This window comes from Polyangium jinanense, assembly GCF_028435265.1.
Lineage (GTDB): Bacteria > Myxococcota_A > Polyangia > Polyangiales > Polyangiaceae > Polyangium > Polyangium jinanense.
Genome location: NZ_JAGTJK010000005.1, coordinates 103,320 through 122,033 on the forward strand (window position 1 = coordinate 103,320; position 18,714 = coordinate 122,033).

General features: G+C 67.7%; 14 protein-coding genes and 1 pseudogene. 8 read left to right on the forward strand and 7 right to left on the reverse strand.

What is annotated here, in order from left to right; all coding sequences use genetic code 11:
• Positions 1 to 54 precede the first annotated feature (54 nt).
• Both KEG38_RS13480 and KEG38_RS13485 read right to left on the reverse strand, forming a co-directional pair.
• Positions 55 to 3,939: a hypothetical protein gene (locus KEG38_RS13480; RefSeq protein ID WP_272419829.1), complete on the reverse strand. Its 3,885-nt coding sequence runs from the start codon at positions 3,937 to 3,939 to the stop codon at positions 55 to 57.
• A 181-nt stretch (positions 3,940 to 4,120) separates the two neighbouring features.
• Positions 4,121 to 5,326, reverse strand: a complete 1,206-nt coding sequence (locus KEG38_RS13485; protein WP_272419830.1) for a matrixin family metalloprotease — start codon at positions 5,324 to 5,326, stop codon at positions 4,121 to 4,123.
• A 407-nt stretch (positions 5,327 to 5,733) separates the two neighbouring features.
• On the opposite strand from KEG38_RS13485, the gene KEG38_RS13490 reads away from it, so the two are divergent.
• Positions 5,734 to 6,282 carry an NUDIX hydrolase gene (locus KEG38_RS13490; RefSeq protein WP_272419831.1) on the forward strand — a complete coding sequence of 183 codons (549 nt, stop codon included), beginning with the start codon at positions 5,734 to 5,736 and terminating at the stop codon, positions 6,280 to 6,282.
• 51 nt (positions 6,283 to 6,333) lie between these two features.
• Here the strand turns inward: KEG38_RS13490 and KEG38_RS13495 are convergent, their stop codons facing one another.
• Complete coding sequence (locus KEG38_RS13495; protein ID WP_272419832.1) at positions 6,334 to 7,575, reverse strand: hypothetical protein; 1,242 nt, start codon at positions 7,573 to 7,575, stop codon at positions 6,334 to 6,336.
• Between the two features lie 149 nt (positions 7,576 to 7,724).
• Here KEG38_RS13495 and KEG38_RS13500 point away from each other — a divergent pair, with 149 nt between their 5' ends.
• Both KEG38_RS13500 and KEG38_RS13505 read left to right on the forward strand, forming a co-directional pair.
• On the forward strand, positions 7,725 to 8,792 hold the full coding sequence (locus KEG38_RS13500; protein WP_272419833.1) for a hypothetical protein: 1,068 nt from the start codon (positions 7,725 to 7,727) through the stop codon (positions 8,790 to 8,792).
• A gap of 52 nt (positions 8,793 to 8,844) precedes the next feature.
• The gene (locus tag KEG38_RS13505; RefSeq protein WP_272419834.1) at positions 8,845 to 9,879 is read left to right on the forward strand and encodes a CapA family protein; all 1,035 of its coding nucleotides are present in this window, start codon (positions 8,845 to 8,847) and stop codon (positions 9,877 to 9,879) included.
• Between the two features lie 3 nt (positions 9,880 to 9,882).
• Here KEG38_RS13505 and KEG38_RS13510 read toward each other — a convergent pair whose 3' ends face one another.
• Genes KEG38_RS13510 through KEG38_RS13520 form a run of 3 tightly spaced genes read right to left on the reverse strand, consistent with a single transcriptional unit; the run spans position 9,883 to position 13,930 of the window.
• Positions 9,883 to 10,881: a hypothetical protein gene (locus KEG38_RS13510; RefSeq protein ID WP_272419835.1), complete on the reverse strand. Its 999-nt coding sequence runs from the start codon at positions 10,879 to 10,881 to the stop codon at positions 9,883 to 9,885.
• 29 nt (positions 10,882 to 10,910) lie between these two features.
• Complete coding sequence (locus tag KEG38_RS13515) at positions 10,911 to 12,266, reverse strand: DUF1552 domain-containing protein (RefSeq protein WP_272419836.1); 1,356 nt, start codon at positions 12,264 to 12,266, stop codon at positions 10,911 to 10,913.
• Positions 12,263 to 13,930, reverse strand: coding sequence for a DUF1592 domain-containing protein (locus KEG38_RS13520; RefSeq protein WP_272419837.1), 1,668 nt, complete (start codon positions 13,928 to 13,930; stop codon positions 12,263 to 12,265). The genes KEG38_RS13515 and KEG38_RS13520 overlap by 4 nt, the downstream gene beginning before the upstream one ends.
• 156 nt (positions 13,931 to 14,086) lie before the next feature.
• On the opposite strand from KEG38_RS13520, the gene KEG38_RS55510 reads away from it, so the two are divergent.
• Entirely contained in the window at positions 14,087 to 15,796 is a 1,710-nt protein-coding gene (locus tag KEG38_RS55510) for a radical SAM protein (protein ID WP_272419838.1), read from the forward strand.
• On the forward strand, positions 15,793 to 16,344 hold the full coding sequence (locus KEG38_RS13530; protein WP_272419839.1) for a CAP domain-containing protein: 552 nt from the start codon (positions 15,793 to 15,795) through the stop codon (positions 16,342 to 16,344). The genes KEG38_RS55510 and KEG38_RS13530 overlap by 4 nt, the downstream gene beginning before the upstream one ends.
• Here KEG38_RS13530 and KEG38_RS13535 read toward each other — a convergent pair whose 3' ends face one another.
• The gene (locus KEG38_RS13535; RefSeq protein WP_272419840.1) at positions 16,345 to 17,130 is read right to left on the reverse strand and encodes a CBS domain-containing protein; all 786 of its coding nucleotides are present in this window, start codon (positions 17,128 to 17,130) and stop codon (positions 16,345 to 16,347) included.
• Between the two features lie 196 nt (positions 17,131 to 17,326).
• Between KEG38_RS13535 and KEG38_RS13540 the strand changes: the two genes are divergently transcribed.
• The 3 genes and pseudogenes from KEG38_RS13540 to KEG38_RS55995 all read left to right on the forward strand — a co-directional run.
• A complete protein-coding gene (locus KEG38_RS13540; RefSeq protein WP_272419841.1) occupies positions 17,327 to 17,923 on the forward strand; it encodes a DUF4382 domain-containing protein in 597 nt (198 codons plus the stop codon).
• A 147-nt stretch (positions 17,924 to 18,070) separates the two neighbouring features.
• Positions 18,071 to 18,379 carry a CHASE3 domain-containing protein gene (locus tag KEG38_RS13545; protein ID WP_443689957.1) on the forward strand — a complete coding sequence of 103 codons (309 nt, stop codon included), beginning with the start codon at positions 18,071 to 18,073 and terminating at the stop codon, positions 18,377 to 18,379.
• A gap of 94 nt (positions 18,380 to 18,473) precedes the next feature.
• Positions 18,474 to 18,668: pseudogene (locus KEG38_RS55995) on the forward strand (methyl-accepting chemotaxis protein); the annotation flags it as partial.
• Positions 18,669 to 18,714: the final 46 nt, after the last annotated feature.

Here is an 18,714-nt window from a genome sequence, read left to right on the forward strand (position 1 = left end):
TCCTAGCCCCGAGGCGCGGTCAACCGCGGGAGCGGGCGGGCGTCGGCGAGAGGTTCAGGGCACGGCGATGCAGGCGCCGAGCCTGCGGAAGCCGTTCGGGTTGGGATCACCGACGCTCGTCGCGGTGACCGTGTCGTAGGTGATGTCCCAGTTCTTTCGATAAAGGAGATCGTAGACGCCGGGCAGGAGGCTCGCGGTCCAGGTGGGACCATTGAGCATGTAGCCGCTGCCGCTGTAGTTGAAGTACGCCACGGAATGCAGGGCGCCCGTATCGATGGCGCGGAAGTAGAACGTGGCGCCGGCGTAATAACTCGTCGGCGGGATCGGCTGGCCGGCGAGCGTGATCGGGGCCGAGACGGTGGTCATGGGCACGTCGATGTCGAGCGTGTTGCTTCCGGGCGTGATCGTGACGTCGAGATCGAGGATCCGCATGCCGTTCGGGTTGGGATCACCGACGCTGGTGGCGGTGACGGTGTTGTACTGGCTGTCGTAGTTTTTCCGGTACCAGAGCTCGTAATCGCCAGGCAGGAGGCTCGCGGTCCAGGTGGGACCATTGAGCACGTAGCCGCTGCCGCTGTAGTTGAAGTACGCGACGGAATGCAGGGCGCCCGTGTCTTTCGATTTGAGATAGAACGTTGCGCCGGCGTAGTAACTCGTCGCGGGGAGCGGTTGTCCCTCGAGGGTGATCGTGCCCGAGACCGTGGCCGTCGGGACGTTGATGTTCAGCGTGTTCGCCCCGGGCGTGATCGTGACATTGGAGTTCAAACGACGCATGCCGTTCGGATTGGGATCACCGATGCTGGTAGCGGTGACGGTGTTGTACTGGCTGTCGTAGTTTTTCCGGTACCAGAGCTCGTAGTCACCGGGCAGGAGGCTCGCGGTCCAGGTGGGGCCATTGAGCATGTAGCCGCTGCCGCTGTAGTTGAAGTAGGCGACGGAATGCAGGGCGCCGGTGTCCTTCGCTTTGAGGTAGAACGTGGCGCCGGCGTAGTAGCTCGTCGCGGGGAGCGGCTGTCCGCCGAGCGTGATGTTACCCGAGACCGTGGCCGTCGGGACATCGATGTTCAGCGTGTTCGCGCCGGGAGCAATCGTCACGCTCTTGCTCAGGATGCGCATGCCGTTCGGGTTGGGATCACCGACGCTGGTGGCGGTGACGGTGTTGTACTGGCTGTCGTAGTTTTTCCGGTACCAGAGCTCGTATTCACCGGGCAGGAGGCTCGCGGTCCAGGTAGGGCCGTTCAGCATGTAGCCGCTGCCGCTGTAGTTGAAGTAGGCGACGGAATGGAGCGCGCCGGTGTCCTTCGCTTTGAGGTAGAACGTGGCGCCGGCGTAATAGCTCGTCGCGGGGAGCGGCTGTCCGCCGAGCGTGATGTTGCCCGAGACCGTGGCCGTCGGGACATCGATGTTCAGCGTGTTTGCCCCGGGGGCCATGGTGACGTTCTTGTTCAGGATCCGCATGCCGTTCGGATTGGGATCGCCGATGGAGGTGGCGGTGACCGTGTCGTACTGGCTGTCCCAGTTCTTGCGGTACCAGAGCTCGTAATCGCCGGGCAGCAGGCTCGCGGTCCAGGTAGGGCCGTTCAGCATGTAGCCGCTGCCGCTGTAGTTGAAGTAGGCGACGGAATGGAGCGCGCCGGTGTCCTTCGCTTTGAGGTAGAACGTGGCGCCGGCGTAATAACTCGTCGACGGGAGCGGCTGTCCGCCGAGCGTGATGTTGCCCGAGACCGTGGACCTCGGGACGTCGATGTTCAGCGTGTTCGCGCCTGCGCCGAGGACGAGGTTCGTCTGGAGGATTCGCATGCCGTTCGGGTTGGGATCGCCGTCGCTGGTCGCCGAGACCGTATCGTACTGGCTGTCCCAGTTCTTCCGGTACCAGAGGTCGTAGACGCCGGGCAGGAAGCTGGCGGTCCAGGTGGGACCATTGAGCATGTAGCCGCTGCCGCTGTAGTTGAAATACGCCACGGAATGCTGCGCGCCCGTATCCCGGGCCTTGAGATAGAACGTGGCGCCGGCGTAGTAGCTCGTCGCGGGGAGCGGCTGGCCCGCGAGCGTGATCGTGCCGGAGACGGTGCCGACCGGGACGTCGATGCCGCCGGGCATCGGCGTGGTCGTCGCGCAATCGAGGTTCCCCGCGCAGCTCGCGGTCGTCGCGCCCTTGCAGAGGCCGGCGGCGTCGCAGGTGTCACCTTGTGTGCAGGCGATGCCGTCGTTGCAGGAGCTCCCCGCAGGTTTCGGGATCAGCGGGAAGCTCTGCGTGGCCTCATTGCACGCGCCGTAGGAGGCGCAGGGGCCGGGCGCGGGCGGCGCGACGGGGACGTTCGTATGGATGCAGCCGTTCGCGTCCGCGCTCGGGTTCGAGGGCGCGCAGCTCTCGGTGCCCGTGCAATAGAGGTTGTCGTTGCAGAGGGCGTTCGTCGCCGTGTGCTTGGGCGCGCCGTTCTGGCAGACGTCGGTGGTGCAGACAATGCCGTCGTCGGGGATGATCGTGTTGTCGACCGTGTTCGCACAGCCCGTGAGCGCGTTGCAGGTGTCCACGGTGCAGGGGTTCGCGTCGTTGCACGTCACGGTCGTGCCGCCCGTGCAGGTGCCGGCCTGGCAGGTTTGTCCCGTCAAGCAGAGCGTGGTGGAGCAAGCCGCGCCGTTCGGCAGCGTCGTGTGGGTGCACGCGCCATTGACGACGGTGTCGGTGGTGCAGGGGTTTCCGTCGTCGCAGGGGGGCGTGTAGCATTCGGCGACGCCGCCGTTGTTCTTGCACGCCTGGTTCAGCGCGAGGCACGGGTTCGGCTTGCAAGGATCGTCGGTGCAGCCGCCCTGGCCGTCGTCGTGATAGCCGGGATCGCAGGAGCATACCGCGAGCGAGCCGTTCGGCGTGCACACGGTCTCGTGAGGCTCGACGCACGGGTTCGGCAAGCAGGGGTCTTGCGTGCAGCCGCCCATGCCGTCGGGGTGATATCCGGCATTCGTGTCGCAGTCCGCGCACGCGTCGCCGACATAGCCCGCATCACACGTGCAAACGACGATGCCGTCCGCATCCGAGCAGGTGCCGTGCCCGCTGCAGCTCGCGGGCGCACAGACCTCGTCGACGACGCAGGTGCCGCCCTCGTCGTGATATCCGGGGTCGCAGCCGCACACCGGCATTCCGTTCGGCGCGCTGCAGACGGTCTGGTGCGGGTCTTTGCAGGGGTTCGGCAAGCAAGGATCCTGCGTGCAGCCGCCCGCGCCGTCGGGGTGGTACCCCATCGCGTCGTCGCACGTCCCGCAGTTCGGCGGAGCCCAGCCCGGATCACAGGTGCAGCTCAGGTTGCCGCTCCCCGTGTCGATGCAGGTGCCGTGTCCGCCGCAGGTCGTGGGCATGCACGTCGCGTCGGGCACGCAGAACCCATTTTCCTCGTGGGTCCCGGCGCCGCAGCCGCACACGATCATGCCGCCTTCCACGGAACACGCGGGTTTGTCCGAGGAGCAGGGGTTTGGCTCGCAAGGGGTATCCGTGCAGCCGCCCTGGCCGTCGGGGATGTATCCGCCTTGCGTGTCGCAGTCCTCGCAATGATCTCCCGCGAAGCCGGGATCGCAGGTGCAGACCGGCGTGCCGCTCGTCGTGTCGCAGGATCCGTGTCCGCCGCAGGTGGTGGGCGTGCAGGTCGTATCCGGGACACACGCGCCACTTTCGTCGTGATGGCCCGGGTCACACTGGCACGTGGCCACGCCGCCCTCGTCTTTGCACTGCGTGCGAAGAGGATCGGTGCACGGGTTCGGCGTGCATGGATCGGAGGTGCAGCCGCCGAGTCCATCGGGGTGCTGCGCGGGCGGGCATTCGCCGCCTGCGTCGGTGCCGGCGTCCACGGTGGGCGGGGTCGGCGGGCTGTCGTCGCCGCAGCCGGCGGAGAACGTGACGAGGAAAAGGACCCCGGCAAGGGTCCAGAATGATCCCGAGCGTTTCATGAATTCGCCTCGAACGGGGAGAGATGGGACGTGCGGGCGGGATGGTACGGAAACGTTGGTTTCCGTTCAACCGCTTCGTCCATAATTCCGCGAGGCGAGACCGGCGCGGAAGAGGCGCCAGGAAAAGCGGCAGCTCCGCGCGGCGGGAGGGGCGCCGCGCGGAGCCGCAAAGGCTCGTCGATCAGGGAGCCGTGTAGGTCACGGAGATCTGATACTGGCCCCAGTTGTATCCACGCACCGCGATGAACGCCTCGGTTTCGCCGGGCGGAACGGTCAGGCTGCAGGACTCGTTCGGGCCGGTCTTGTACGGGCGGCAAGTCCATTGGCCGGGCGCGGGCTGCGCGCCGAAATGCACGTAAAGATCGGGGTCGCCCTTGCCGGTCATCGTGACGTCGAACGTCGTCCCTTCGACCACGGAGACCGGGGCGAGCTGCACGACCTGCGCCTTGTTCACGGTGCCGTTGAAGCTCTTCGTGGACGGCGTGCCGCCGCCCGGAGCCGGGGGATTGCCGGGGTCGCTGGGATCGCCGGGCTCCGGGGCCGGCGCGCCGCCGGGCGCGCCATACAGGGCAACCACGCCCTGCTTGTCCATGTCGGTGAGCGACAGCGTCTGGTCGCCCTTTCCATTGCATTGCGGGTAATGCATGACGGACTTGGCGTCGTAGGGGGTGAGCGCACGCCACTCGTTGTCCTCGAAGCACGTGCCGGCCTCGGGGCGGGTGTGCTCGTGGCGGAAGCCGAGGGTGTGGCCGAGCTCGTGCCGCAGGATCCCGGTGAGCGTCGTCGGCCCGTTGTTGCCGAACGCGCCGCTGTCGATGAGGACGTTGCGGCTGCTGCGGCTGTCGCCGGGGAAGAACGCGCGCGCGAGGTACTGGCCGTTCGAATTCGTGGGACGCACGTCGAAGAGGACGTTACTGTTCTGCGCGTTGCAGCTCCCATCCTGGGCGGCCACGTGCTTGTATTTCACGTTTGCCACGGCCTCCCAGGCGGTCGTCGCGTCCTTGATGGCCTGGACCGCGGCGTCGTACCGATTGCCGAAGGTCGTGCTCACGCAGTAGGTGAGGTCGAGCTTCTGGGTGTCGTTCCACTTCGCGTCCTGGCCGCCCGCGCGGTGGACGATGAGCGCGCCCTTCTGGACGTACGTCTCGTAAAACTCCTCCAGCTTCTTGATGTCGTCGACCGGCGTGTCGCCATCGACGATGTAGATGCCCGTGTCGGGCTCACGATACGTAACGGCCTCGAAAGCCTCGAAGCTCTCATACGTATCGGCCACGGCTTCGTCGCCGCCCGGCGCTCCCGCGCACCCGGCGCCGAGCGCGCCGGAGACGAGGACGAAAGCAACCACGGATCGGCCCACGAGGCCGAGCTTCTTCGTACCAGCGCTCATCGTAATTCCTCCATGGCCCCCGCACCCGGGGTCGAGCCATCGGGGCATTGAATGTGGAAGACGCAAGGAAGCAGGACGCGCGCTCGTGCGTCAATCCAAGCGCACGATTCCATCGGTCAGCGTGCTGACGCCAACGAGATTCCATTGGGTACCCCATGGTTCGTCGCAATCGCGTAGATCCGTGAAAACACGTAGAATGAAGCAAGATCGTTGTCCGGTGCACCGCGATGCTTGGCGGTGCGTGGTGCCTGTCTTGACAAACCCGTGGGGAGAGCGGAGGCATTGCGTGAACGGGCGGCGTCGTACTCGCAATGCAATCGTGCATGTAGCGTGCTCGTCCTCGGGTGAAGCCGCCGTGGGCGAGGGCGAGCTTGCAGGGGCCGCGGAGGGAGGCTAGGGAAGGGCGCATGAAGCCCTGGTCCGTGATGCAGAGCCGTCCGATCGTCGCGCGTCGATGGCTCACCGTGCACGAGCAACGCATCGCCCTGCCGCACGGCGGCGAGATCGACGAGTTTCACGTGATCGAGTCGCCCGACTGGGCCTCGGTGCTCGCGGTGACGGAGGAAGGGCAGGTGGTGTTCGTCGATCAGTACCGGCACGGCGCCGCGCGCGTGAGCCGGGAGCTACCCGCAGGCGTGATCGACGCAGGCGAGACGGCCGAGCAGGCTGCGCGGCGCGAGCTCGAGGAGGAGACGGGGTTCGTCGCCGAGACGTGGCTGCCGCTCCTTTCGACGAACACGGAGCCGAGCCGGCACACGAACCGCGCCCATTTCTTTTTCGCCGCGGGCGCGCGACAGGTCTCCGAGCAACGGATGGATCCCTCGGAGAACATTCACGTGGCGCTGATGGAGCCGAAGGAGATCGTGCCCGCGATCGAGCGGGGGCAGATCATCCACGGCGTGCACGTGGGCGCGATTCTGCTCGCGGTGCGGCGCGGGCTCTTGTCGCTCGATTGAGGGGAAGGGAGCCGGATCACGCCCGGGGGAGCGTGATCCGGCAGGGGAGGGTCACTTCGCGAGGCAGGTTTCGAACTCGGTCTTGCAGACCTCCGCCGGATTCTGGCCCGGGCCGAGCCTGATGAAGCAACGCAAGGCGTCCGAGAGCTCTTTCGCGACCGCTTCGTCGGAGTTCGTCACGCACGGCATCCAGGCCTCGATGCCGCCCGTGCCCGAGCCGATGGCCTGCTGCACGCACGAGAACGACTCGGCGCACGTCGCCTTGCCATTGCCCACCCACTCGGCGCCGAGGTAGTTCGGCTGGCCGGGGACGGAGGGCTCGGCGAGGCAGTTCGCGGTCGCCGCTTCGGCCGGGTAATACGAGCCGATGAGCATGCACATCTCGTCGGTCGAGCGCGGCCCCTGGTAGACGTCGCGCATCTCGCCGTTCGAGTAGTCGCAATGATAATCGAACCACGAGCCGGCCTTGACCTCGAGCCCCGCGCCGAAATCCTTGACCGGGACCTTTTCCCACTCGGTGTTCGTGTAGAAGGGCTCCGCCTGCCCCACGAGCGACGCGGAATAGTCGACGCCACGCGCGTGCATGTGGGACTGGATGTTCACGATCGTGATGTCCTTGTGCACCGGACAGCGCATGCGCGCGCGACCCTCGCCCATGGGAGCGACGTGGATGAAGGGGTTGTAGAGGAAGAGGACGTCGCCCTCCGTCGTCACCTCCGCCTCGGGGACCGAGTAGAGGTTGATCCGGACCTCGGGCTCGATGACGTTCATCGTGGCGTTGATGTAATGCGCGTTCATGAGGAGCACCGCGCCGGGGCGCACCTTCATGGCCACCCCCTCGGGGAACTTCAAGAAGGCCTCGCCCTCGCCGTTCTGCGAGCCCCCGATGAGCTTCTCCACGGCCCAGCCATTCGTGGCGCCGTCGGAGCAGTCGAACACGCCGCTCGTGTCGACGACCGTGCCGTCGTCTTTCTTGGTCGGAATGTCTTCGTAGGTCGTCTGGTAGAGCAGGAAGTGGTGGCTGCCCTTCGTGAAACGCACCTCGTCACGGTTCACGTAGAGCCCCTCGGCGGGCGCCTTCACGAACATGCAATGCTCGCCCTCGGTGCCGGGGTCGAGCTTCGTCACCATCTTGAACTGGACGCCCTTGCCCGCTTCCGGGGGCGCGAGCAGCTCTTCCTGCCCGGGCTCCGCGGGCTCCGCGGGCTCCGAGCCGCCACAGCCCACGAGGGCCGGCACGGCGAGGGTGAGGGACGAGATGGCGGTCCTCAATAAGAAGTTGCGAAGATTCATGGCTGTCCGTGTTAGTGACCGGCGGTCACAAAGTCAACTCCCGGAACGTGAAGAATTGTTGCCCGAGACGGTGCTTGCCATCGGTGCCCGGTCGCGGTAAAAAGTTCATCGGTCTCGCGACATCGTACGTGGGCATGGGGAGGGGCGACATGTCGGACCCGACGAGTGCACTGCTCGGGCAGCTTCCCCCGGTGGTGGAGCTGCGTGACATTGGTTTGTCCTTCACGCTGCCCCGCGGCAAGAACCTCAGCCGGACGTGGATCCGCGAGCTCCGGACCGAGCTCGCGAGCCGCGTGCGGCTCAAGATCGCGCAGGATCGGCTGACCTTGCGCTGTGATCCGCCGGTCGTGGTCGACGCATTGTGGCCCGCGAAGAACATGCTGTTCGGGGGCGCGGACGTGCGGTTTACGGACGCGCGCATCGAGGCGTGGGTCTCGCCGATCGATGGCCCCGGCGAGGGGCTCCTGGATTTCACGGGCGAGGCCAAAAAGCAGATCGTGGAGATCATCGCCGCGGGCCTCTCCGGCACGAAGATGGCGAGTCCAGGTTACGATCCGATGCGGGACGAGGCCGCGCTCGCGACGCTCGAAGCGATCGCCGACAATTTCCGCAAAACGCCTTCGAGCGGCGCGTCGGACGTATCGGTCGCGGATCTCGGCGATCCCGCGGCCGAGGCGACGCTCGCGCTGCGCGAGCCGTTCGTGCACGAACAGAACGGGACGGGGCTCTCGGTCGCGGCCGGCGGGGCGATCCACGTGGAAATCAAGGGGAGCGGAAACCTCGCGCGGATCGCCGCCGGGAGCTCGAACGCGGAGCGCGTCCGCGCCGCGAACCTGCAATCGATCACGATCACGAGCGAGGCGCTCTCGGTCGTTCAAGGCGGGAGCCCCCTCGTGGAGCTCGGGTGCATTCGTATCGATCGCGGCGGGGCCGTGACGCTGTCGCGGCTCAGGTTGCGCGGGACGCTCGAGGAAGTCGCGGGGCTCGAATCGCTGGTGCGCGTGGTCGCGGGGGTCGTGCGTTTCGCCGGGTACGAGGTGGCGCTCGACGCGGGGATCGCGCTCGCGGCCAAGGATCCGGCGTCCGAGGCCTCGATCGTCCCGGGGCTCGTGCGCAGCAAGATCGAGGAGGTGCTGGCCGAGGGCGTTCGGCGGCTCGTGCACGAGCACGCGGAGGTGATCCCGGGGCTCGATCTGCGGGACGTCCTCGCGGTGTGAGCGCTCCAGAATGTTTCGCGCGACCGGGGGGATGGTGTAGGCTTTCCCCTGAATGCAAGCGCGCCGCGCCTCGGCTCTGACGCTCCTCGGGCTCGTGCTCGCGGCGGCGTGGTTTTCGAGCGGCGCGTCGGGGGCGCCGGGTCGTCCCGTTCCCCTCGCGAGCGCGATGCCGCGGCCCGCGCCGCCGCCCGTTTCCCTCGAAACGCCGCCCGCAGCGGACATGCCGCGCGCGACCGTCGCTTTCGTGGGCGACGTGTCGATGGCGGGTGGGGTCGCGGCGGTGATCAAGAAAGGTGAGGAGTCGGGGTTTCCTTTCGCGCACGTGGCCGAGCGGCTGCGGTCGTACGATCTTCTCGTGGGGAACCTCGAATGCGTGGTCACGTCGCAGGGGGAGGCCGCGATCCCCGAGCCGCTGGTGGCGCCGCTTTCGGCGCCGCGTCTGCTTCTGGATGCGGGCTTCGATATGGTGTCGGTGGCGAACAACCACACGCTCGACATGTCGGAGGCGGGGTATTTCGAGATGCTCGAGCGCCTCGATTCCGCGGGTTTGGGCCATTTCGGGACGACGCAGGCGAGCCCCGCGCGCGAAGCATTCGTGGTGCGTGAGGTCGCCGGGGTGCGAATCGCGCTGATCGGTCACGTGGATCGAGGTGCGCCCCGGTCGCGGCAGGACGTGGAGCGGGCGCGGGAGCGCGCCGACGTGGTGATTGTATTCGTGCACTGGGGGATCGAATACGCGCTCACGCCCTCGAAGTATCAGCGCGAGGCGAGCCGCGCGCTCATCGACGCCGGCGCGGACGCGGTCATCGCAGCGCACGCGCACGTGGTGCAGCCGGCGGAGCGATATCGCGGGCGGCTCATCGCGCACGGGATCGGGAATTTCGTGTTTTCGGGGATGACGCGGCCGGGGAGCCGTACGGGGACGCTCGTGGAGCTCGACGTGACCCGGAAGGGGATCACCGGACATCGATTCTTGCGGGTTGCGATCGACGATCGCGGCGCGCCTCGTTTCGTGGGGGAGCCGAGCGAGGAGCCGTCGCTCGATCCGCCGGGTCCGCGGCCGTTGCCGCCGATGGCCGGAGAGTAGGCGTTACGTTCGCCGTCTGCGCCGCGCGGCGAATGCGAGGGCGCCGAGGACGGGCAGGAAAAACCCGGAGGCATCGGCGCCGCCGGGCGCGCCCATCGTGCATGCGCCGCTGGAAGGTTTGTCCGGTGTCGATTCGCCGCCCGCGCCGCCTTCGCCGCCCTCGCCCCAGCCGCCGCCCGCGCCGCCGGCGCCCGACGACGAGGAGCTCGCGCCGCCGGGGACGACGGGTTGCGGGTCGTCCACGAGATAAAGCGCGCCACGAAGAAAAAGCACGGGCCGCGGGCGCAGCGGCGTTCCCTCGACGAGGGCAACCACCTCGGCCGCGGGGCGCACGGAAGCCTTGCCGAGGTCGAAGCGCCAGGTCGCCGCGACGCCCGGCGAGACGAGCCGGCGCACGCCGCCGTCGACGAGCCAGGTTTGTCCAGTGCCGTCGTCGGCCTGGATGAGCTCGGGTTTGTCAGGGATATCCGGGCCCTCCGGAAGGAGGTCGGCGTCCGCGGCGGGCAGGGGCAAGAGGTCCCAGAACGAAGAGAATCGCCAGGCGTCGTACGTGGGGGCGCCGACGACCTTGCGGCGCACGCCGGATTGCGCGGCGGGCGGGCACTGGAGCGTGCGGGGGCTGTTGCCGAGCACCGGATTGCCCTCGCCGCCGGTGTCGATGCCATAGGCGTAGACGTCGCGAGCATTGCCGTCGTGCAGCGCGAGCGGGGAGGGGGCGAAGAAGCCGTGCTCGCACGAGCCGATCGCAGCGCAGAGATCGTCGCGGTGGACGTTCGCGCGGACGGCAATGGCAGGCGCGCCAGGCGTGCCCGCGGGGACGCCGTAATAGACGTGGACGTCGATGGGCTGGTTCGGGACGTCGGGATCCTGGGCCCAGCCCGCGATGGAATCGCATCCCGCGTTGTCGAGGTATCCCGTGGGCTGGGCGGCGACCGCCAACCGCGGGACGAGGAGCGAGCACGCGAGGAGCGACGCCGCGGCGCCGAGGGTTTGGAGAGACAAGGGGTGATGGGAACGCAATGGCACGCGCCTCACACGAGGATGTCGCCGAAGGCTTCGGAGGTTTCGCCGCCGTTCCAGCCGAAGCTCGGCGTCTCCAGGCCGACGCCGCGCAGCATGGTGACGTGGGCCTTGCTGTAATTGCCGCCGGGATCGCGGACGTGGACGTTGCGGCGAATCTTACCATTGGCGCCGCCCGCGAGGACGCAGGGCATCTCGGCGACGCTGTGCTGATAGCCTTCGCCGTATTCGGAGAGGCCAAAGACGAGCGCGCGATCGAGCAGTGTGCCGCCCGTCGGCTCGACGACGGCCTGGAGCCGGCCGAGGAACGCCGCGAAGGCCTGCATTTGATACTGGATGCCCGCGCGCGCGTGCTCCCAGGTGCCCTCGTGGACCGTGGCGTGAAAATCGTTGGGCACGCCGAGGTTCGAGAAGACGTGGGTCGTCGCGGGGGAGCTCAGCATGAACGAGAAGACGCGCGTCATGTTGCAGGCGAGCGCCGAGGCGAGGAGCGAGCCCATGATTTCGGTCTTCGCAATGAGGTCTTCGTTCGGCGCGGGTTTGCCCGGGGGCGCGCAAGCCTCGCCCGAGAAGTCGAGGCGGTTCTTGACGGCATTCAGGTGTTCGAGGTGCGCCTCGATGCGTTGCTTGTCAGCCGCGCCGACGCGGTTCGAGAGGCGCTTCGCGTCCTCCATGACCGCGTCGAGCAGGAGCGCCCGGCGCTTCAAGCCGGCCGTATCCGCCGCCACGCCGAACAGGAGATCGTAGAGCTGGCCGGGATCGAGGATCGGCGGGTTCAGGTCGTCGGGGCCATTGTACGAGATCGCGTTCCAGTGGCCGTAATCGTGGAAGCGCGCGGTGCTCGCGCCGAGGATGAGGGAGCGGAAGCGCGGGCTTTCCGGGCCGTAAAAGGCCGGGTGTTTCGCGACGTACTGGTCGAGCGTGGGGCGGAGCGCGGTGAGCGTGTGCGAGGGGTGATCGAATCCCTCGGGGCGTACGCGATCGCCGGTCATCGAGACCATGAAGCCACGCATATGGCCGTCGCTCTGGCCCGGCGGGGTATCCGGCACCGCCGTGTGCGGGGTCAATCCCGTGACGACGCTCGGCTGGTATGGCGCGAGGGGCGCGAGGAGCTCGCTCGGCGCGTAATCCTTGCCGGTCGCGGAGGGCGTCCAGATGTCGGGATGGCCGGCCTGGGGCGCGCCGTGGCCGTCGTGCCAGGGCAAACCGCCGCCCCAGAAGAAGATGCCGAAGATCGGCCCCGTGGACGCGGCTTCAGCGCCGCGCGCGCCGAGCATCGCTTCGAGGGTGGGCAAGGCGAGTGCGACGGCCGTGCCGCCCACGGCGCCCCGGAGAAAGGTTCGTCGGGAAAGGGGCGTGGTCTTCACGGGCTCTCCTCTTCGCCGATGTAACGGAACGCGTCGTGGGCGACGAGCTCGATCAAAAGGGTGCGGAAATCGAAGGATGCGCCGGCGAAGCGCGAGGCGAGGTCTTCGAGCGCGAGGCGCTCGCCCTTCGTCTCGATGCGGCCCTGCGCGTGGCGATAAAGCTGCTGGACCATGCAACGGCCGACGCGGGGCTCGGTTTCGAGGACCGTCGCGAGCTCGCGCGCGTTCGCGAGGGGTTTGCCGTCGAGGTCGCCGGAGGAATCGATCGGCAAGTCGCCCTCGAAGACGGTGCGGTAATACCCCGACGAGTCGAAATGCTCGAAGAGGAAGCCGGGCGGGTCCATGAAGGTGTGGCACGCGGCGCAGGCGGGGTTCGTGCGGTGCGCCTCCATTTGCTCGCGGACCGTTTTGGGTTCGCCCATCGGCGGATCGAGGGTCGTGTCGACGCCCGGAGGCGGCGCCGGGACTTCGAGGCAAAAAACACGCTCGCGGACGTATTTGCCACGCGCCGTGGGCGAGGTGCGGGTTTCGTGGGCATTCATGGTGAGGAATGCGCCGAGCGTGAGGATGCCCGCGCGCGGGCTATCCGCGGGCAGCTCCACCGGGACGAACGTGTCCACGCTCGCGCCGGGGGCCTCGATGCCGTACAGCGCCGCGAGGTCCGCGTTCACGAAGGTCTTGCGGGTGCTGAAGATGCTGCGCGCGTCGCCGCGGCTTTCGAAGACGACGTCCTCGACGAGCATTTCGACCTCGCGGCGCATGGCGTCCTTGATGGTGGGCGTGAAGTACGGATACGCAGCCGGGTCGCGCTGGATGCCGTCGAGGCGGCCGAGGTCGAGGTATTGCCGGAAAAACGCCTGCATGGCCGAGCGCGCGCGGGGATCGTCGAGCAGGCGCTCGGCCGCCGCGGCGATGCCCTCGGGTTTGTCGAGCTCGCCCTTTTCGGCGGCGTCGAGGAGCGCGTCGTCGGGGCCCTGGTTCCAGAGGAGGAACGAGAGGCGCGTGGCCATTTCGTAGCCCGTGAGCTTGCGCCGTCCGGGGGAAGCATCGTCGGGGGCGCCGACCTCGACACGATAAACGAAATGCGGGGACTGGAGCAGGCCTGAGACCGCGAGGCGCAGGCCCTCCCACGCGCTCGGATCCGCGAGCGTCTGCGAGACGGAGACCCAGCGAGCGACCTCCTCGTTCGTGAGCGGGCGCCGGAAGACGCGTCGGCCGAAACGACGCAGGAAGCCCTCGACGCAGGCATCGCCGGGCGCGGCGGGCTCGCAGCCGACGAACGCCGCGCGCCGGGCCGGGTCGGCGAACGCATGACGCGTGATGGCGTCGGCGGACTCCTCGTACTGCTGGACGCCGAACTCGGAGAGCGTCGTGCTCGATGCGCCGATGTTGTAGAAGAGGAACGGCTTCGTGTCGTCCTCGAGCGGCGCCTGGGGCATGCTCGCGCCAAACAGCTCGACGAGCGTATTGCGGTACTGCGCGGCCGTGAGGCGGGGGAGCGCGGGCGCGGCGAGGACGAGCGACTCTTGTTCGGTCGTATCCTCGTCCGCGTCGCCGATGACGCCGACGCATGCGGTGAGCGAAGCGCCGAGGACGGCGATTGGGGCGAAAAACCCGAGCCACCGCGCTCGGGATCGCCCAGGATGCGGACGTCTTTGGACCATGGCCTTCGGCGAAGGGTACAGCGGAGCCGGCGGGCAGGGAAGAGACAAGAGAGGGCCGTTGTCCAGGCTTCCGGGGCGCGGAGACGTTCCAGGTGAAGAAGTCCCGCGAGGTCGGAGGGGCCTGCCGCGCGGCGCAGATTCGCGTATGGTGGCCAAGTGGTTTCCGTTTCCGTGACGTTCTTCTACCGGCCCGAGCGGCCCGCGGCGTTCGTTTCGCTCTGCGGGGAATGGTCGGCGTTTCGCCCGACGCCCATGGCGCGGCGCGGCGACGGGTCGTTCGAGGTGACGATCGAGGCCGCGATCGGGGTGTACGAGTACAAGCTGCACGTCGAGGGCGCGCGCTGGGAGCTCGATCCGGAGAATCCGCGGACGCGGTCGCGGGGCGGGCTGCGGAACAACGTGCTCGTCGTGGGCGGCGCGGAGGAGCCGATCCTGCACGCGCCGGTGAGCCCGTTCGTGGCTGTGGAGGAGGACGGGCGGCTTTGCATTCGCTCGGCGCTGCGTCGTGGGCACGGAGAGGGCCTCGTCGTGCGGTGGGACGAGGGCGCAGGGGCGCGCGAAGAGGCGATGCGGGTTGCGGCGGAGGAGGACGAGCACGTCGTGTTCGAGGCGCGGCTGCCGGCGTCGGCGCGGCGCGTGGCGTACGTGTTTCGATTGGAATCGGGGCGGCTCGTCGGGCGCGCGGGTGGGGCGGGGCAATGGTTTTTGATTGCGCGGCCTGAGGCGCCGAAGGGCGCGGGGCGTGGGGAGGGAGCGGCGGGCATTTCGATCGAGGGGAATGCGGGGCCGGAAGCGTCCGGGGATGCGTTTCGCGCGGGGCGCGTGGTCGCGCCGCTCCCGGTACGGCTTTACGTCACCGTGACCGAGCGGTGCAACCTGCGTTGTGCCCATTGCATCACGGACGCGCCGGAGAAGACGCGGAGCGGGAGCGCACGGACGATGCAGCCGTGGCTTCTCGACGCGCTGCGGGAGCCGTTCGCCGCGGCCGATTACGTGGGCTTCGTGCACGGCGGCGAGGCGATCGTGGCGCCCATGTTTCCGGAGGTGCTCGCGACGATCCAGAGGGCGCGCGCAGGTCGTCCGGGCCGCACGGACGTGCATTTGCTGTCGAATGGAATGTTGCTCGACGAGGGGCGGTTCGACGCGCTCTGTGATCTCGGCCTGACGAGCCTCTCGATTTCGCTCGACGGCGCGACCGCGGCGACGAGCGACGGGCTCCGGATCGGCGGGCGGTTCGCGACGATCGTGAAGAACATCGAGGGAATGCTGCGGCGTCGCGCTGCGCGCGGGGTCGACGTGCGGATCGGGATCTCGGCGGTCGTGACTGCTTCGAACGTGGACGAATTGCCCGCGCTCGGAAGGCTCGCCGCTTCGCTCGGGGTCGATTGGTTGAAGGTCGAGGAGGTGTTTCCGTGCACGCCGCGAGCGCAGGTCGAATGGATCGATCCGCGGGGCGAGCGGATCTCGCGGGCCGTCCGTGCGCTCGGCTCGATCCTCGCGCCCGCGGGGGTCGTGCTCGTGGACCACCTCGATCCCCGCGGCGATTGCCCCTGCGCCGCCGGCGACGACCCCGCGTTGCGTGTTTTCCGCGCGGCCGACGATTTCGCCAATCGCGCACGCTTCCTGACGTGTCGCATGGAATGGGAGCAGGCGTGCATCGACCCGGACGGCACCGTGCATCCCGTGGCGTACGAGGCGCCCGCGATCGGATCCCTCGCGTCTTCGCCGCTCGTTTCGCTCTGGAACGGAGAGGTGATGCAGGACCTGCGTCGTGCAGCGCTTTCCAGGACCCCCGCGCCGATCCGGCGCGCGTGCCCCGAGGTGGCTTGCGCCCCGGCGGCGCGTCATGCAACGATCGGCCCATGAAGCGCTTTTCACCTTTCTATGGGCTCGTCCTCGTTTCTTTCCTCGTGGCGGCCGCGGGCTGCTCCGACGACGAAGGATCCGGCGACAGTAGCGGCAACACGAATGGCGGCGAGCCGGCCTCGATGCAAGGGATCACCGAGGCCCACAACGCGGCGCGCGCGTCCGTCGATCCGCCGGCCCCGGAGCCGCTGCCGCCTCTCGTCTGGTCGCCGGAGCTCGCCGCCGTCGCGCAGGCGTACGCGGAGAACTGCGTCTGGGAGCACAGCTCGAACGACTACGGCGAGAATCTCTACGCCAGCTCCAACAGCTCGACCGCGGAGCAGGTCGTCTCGAACTGGGTGGCCGAGAAGGCCGATTACATTTACTCGTCGAACGAGTGTTCGGCCGTGTGCGGCCATTACACCCAGGTGGTCTGGGCGAAGACGACGAAGCTCGGCTGCGGCATGGCGAAATGCAGCAAGGGCTCGCCGCTCGGCGGGGGAGATTGGGAGTTCTGGGTCTGCAACTACGATCCGCCCGGCAATTACATCGGGCAGAAGCCGTATTGATCAGGTCGCGGCGAGGACACGGGCAAAATCGAGGCCCGTGATCACGCCGACGAGCTCGCCGTTCTCGAGCACGAGCACGCGGCGCGCGCGCGATTCGAAGGCGTGCGCCGCCGCGCGGTAGAGCGGCGTCTTCACGTGCTGCGTGAGGATGCCGTAGTTCATCACGTCCTCGACCTTCGTCGAGGGATCGAAGCTGCGCGCCGCGAGGGCCTCGACCTGCGTGAAGACGCCGACCGGGTGACGATATTCGTCGACGATCACGAGGCCCGTCACGTGCGCGCGATCGAGCCGCGAGGTCGCCTCGGCAATCGTGGCCGTGACGGGGAGCGAGATCACGGGCTTCGTCATCACCTCGCCAATCGACCCTTCGAGGCGGAGCGCGCGCACGGAGGAGAGCACCTCTTCGATGCTGAAGACGCCGACGAGTTTGCCCTCCTGCTCGACGTACACGCGATGCACGCGCTCGTCGGCCATGACACGCGCCGCCGCCGTCACGGGCGCGTTCGGCGAGACCGTGATGACGCCCTTGTGCATGTGATCCGAGACGGGTTCGGTGGGCAGGTCGATCGGCTGGATGCCCGCGAGCGAGGCCGGTTGCAGGCGGCCGATGCGCAGGAGATCCGTTAGCGAGACGACGCCCAGCGCTTTGCCCGTTCCATCGACGACGGGCGCCGACGAGATGCGTCGCGACGCGAGCAAGAGGTAAGCCTCATCCACGAGCGTGTCGGGAGTCACCGACAGCACGGGGGATTTCATCAGCGTCGAGACGAGAAAGGGCGTGGTCATGGTGGCGGCGCCTGGCAAGACGTTTGCCAAGTCATATACAGGGCCCACGTCCCGCTTGTCGAGCCCCTTTGTGCAACCTTTGCGTGATGCGTGCAACGGTTGCGTTCCGCCGGCAAGAGACGAACACGGATTCTTCATGAAACTTTACACGACCGTCATGAATCCTGCGTAGGCTCGTTTGCAAAAGGAGGCGCGTATGGTTTCGTTTCGTTCCTTGGGGCTCCTCGCGGTGACGTCGGTCGCGCTCGCGGCCTGTGGTGGCGGGAGCACGGTCGCGATCGAACTCACGGATGCTCCGGTGACCCTGAACTCGATCGAAAAAATTGAGGTATCGTTCGGAAAAGTCGATGTGCAGAGTGGCCATTCCTGCCACGGCGGGGGTGCACACGACGCCCGCGCGGGCCGCGAGCGGGAAGGGAAGTGGACGACGGTGAACGAAAACGCCGGCACGTTTGATTTGCTGTCGTTGCGGGATGGCGTGACGGCGCCGCTCGGCGAGGTCGAGGTGGGAGGCGATGTGCGGGGCATTCGCCTGGAAATCGACGCCGCAGGGAAGAACCAGGTGATCCTGAAGGACGGGACGACCTGCGCGCTCGATACCTCCGGCGTGACCGAGGCGACCTTGAAGATCGCGGAGAGCGCCGAGCCCATCGAGGTCGCGCGCGGCGGGCGCACCACGATTGTCGTCGATTTCATCGCAGAGGAATCGATCGAGGAGGTCTCCGCCTGCAACTTCCGCCTCACGCCGGTGCTCGCCTTGAAGAGCGTCACCCACGAAGACGACGACTCCTGATCTCGAAAAGGTGTGTCCCGGTACACGCCGACGCACAACGCGAGATTCGCCCCACCCCGACCTGCCAATCGGAAACATTTTTACGGCGCATTTCGACACCGAGCGTGTACCGTGAGGTCCTGACCGCGATTTCTCGAGCCGTACCAAATGGCGAGCCAGGTCGTCGACGGCGACATCGCCGAGGTCGCGCGCCTGACCCTCGATAATCAGCGCCAGCGCCTTGTGGACCTGCGTCCGCTGGTGGCGCGGCAGAAGAGCTACCTCGCGAGCGTCATCGATCTCCGCAGGCGCGAAGGGCTCGAGGCGGCGGCAAAGGTGGTCGCGACCGGCAACGGCAAGCGCACGATGGACACCATCCGCCGGCACATCGACGAGATGATCATAAGGAGACCGCAGCGACCCAACAAGCGAGCTCGACGAACGAGCAGGTCGCGACCTCGCAGCAGGTGTCGGTGACGATCCGCGAGCTCACTGTCACGTCGCGTCAGATCGCCGAGAGCGCGAGACCGTCGAGGGGACGCGCAAGCAGGTCGATCTGGTCGTGACGCACATGCTCGGCTTGAACCAGCGATCGCAGGAGATCGGGGGCATCGTGGACATCATCCGCGAGCTCGCCGAGCAGACGAACAACCTCGCCATCAACGCGACGATCGAGGCCGCGGGCGCGGGTGACGCAGGGCGGCGCTTCGGCGTGGTCGCGGACGAGAAGCACCTGGTCGAGCAGGTGCGAGGCGCGACGAACGCGACCGTCATGGCCACGGAAAACGGCGCGAAGGCGGTCGAGGCGAGCA